Source organism: Hydrogenophaga atypica (genome assembly GCF_042665215.1).
Classification (GTDB): domain Bacteria; phylum Pseudomonadota; class Gammaproteobacteria; order Burkholderiales; family Burkholderiaceae_C; genus Hydrogenophaga; species Hydrogenophaga defluvii_A.
On sequence record NZ_JBHTCA010000072.1, the window covers coordinates 1 to 1,403 of the forward strand.

The 1,403-nt window shown below is 63.5% G+C and carries 1 protein-coding gene; it reads left to right on the forward strand.

Features of this window, described 5'->3' with window-relative positions:
• Positions 1–113 precede the first annotated feature (113 nt).
• Positions 114–1,262, forward strand: coding sequence for an ISNCY family transposase (locus tag ACFQPB_RS23810; protein WP_382228901.1), 1,149 nt, complete (start codon positions 114–116; stop codon positions 1,260–1,262).
• The last annotated feature ends 141 nt before the right edge of the window (positions 1,263–1,403 follow it).

The following is a 1,403-nucleotide window of genomic DNA, read 5'->3' on the forward strand; positions in this document are numbered from 1 at the left end:
TGTCAGCAGCAAATGAGTTGTCCGGTTCGTAGCAAGTAATCTGTCCGGTTTGTGGAGGAGCGATGCAACACGCCCCCATGAGCCGGGCCCGCTACATGCAGGAGAACCGGAAGATGAGATTCACAGAAGCCTTGGAAGGCTGGGCACAAGGGCGACTGACCCAGGCCGAAGCGGCCTTGCTGCTGGGGCAGTGCGAACGCAGCTTTCGCCGCCACATCGAGCGCTACCAAGCCGACGGTCTGGACGGGCTGTTGGACAAACGGCTCAGCCAGATCTCCAAACGCCGCGCCAGTGACGCCGAAGTCGACCACGTGGTGGCGCTGTACAAAAGCGGGTTTGCTGGCTGGAACGTGGCGCACTTTCACACCAAGTACAAAGTCGAGTGTGGCGGTGCGCGCAGCTACAGCTGGCTCAAGAGCGTGCTGCAGGGCGCTGGGGTGGTCAAAGCCTCCAAGCGCCGGGGCACCCACCGCATCAAGCGCGAACGGGCCCCGCTGGCGGGCATGCTCATGCACCAGGACGCCAGCACCCACCGCTGGGTGCCCGCCCACGTCTGGGACTTGGTGGTGACCCTGGATGACGCCACGGGCGAGCACACCAGCATGTTCTTCTGTCACCAGGAGGGCACGGCGTCGAGCTTTCACGGCATCGGCCAGACGATCGCACGCTATGGTCTCTTTGCCAGCCTGTACACCGACCGGGGCAGCCACTACTTCACCACGCCCGAAGCAGGCGGCAAGGTTGACAAGGCCCATCTGACCGAGGTCGGGCGCGCGCTCAAGCAACTCGGCATCGAGCACATTGCGGCCTACTCGCCCGAGGCGCGCGGCAGAAGCGAGCGGGCGTTCCAGACCCACCAGGGGCGTCTGCCACAGGAGTTGGCCCGGGCTGGGATCACCGACATGGAGGACGCCAACCGCTACCTGGAGGAGGTCTACCGAGCCAGCCACAACGCCGAATTTGGTGTGCCCAGCACGTTGCCGGGCTCGGCCTATGTGCCCTTCATCAGCGGCAGCCTGCCCGACATCTTGTGTGAACAGCACGAGCGCACCGTGGGCAATGACAACTGCGTGGCGTTTGCAGGTCTGAGCCTGCAGATTGCGGCCGATGAGTTCCGCTACCACTACGTGCGCACCCGGGTGCGCGTGCACCGCTATGTGGACGCCACGCTGGCGATCTTTCATGGTCCTCGCAAGCTGGCAAGCTTCGATGCCCAAGGCAAACCAACGCGGGACAAGGAGGTGCAGTGGCTGGCCGCATGAGCTCGCCTTGACACATCGCGTGCTGGCAGCCAAGCCGCTTCGGGCTGCGCCCTTCGCAGCTTGGCTGCCAGCACCATCACATCACGTCAAAGCGGACAATCTACTTGCTACAAAACCGGACAGTTCTATTTGCTGCTGACA

What these genes read in the sequence shown, in the direction of transcription:
- ACFQPB_RS23810 (WP_382228901.1), top strand. Translation starts at nt 114, where the DNA reads ATGAGATTCACAGAAGCCTTGGAAGGCTGGGCACAAGGGCGACTGACC.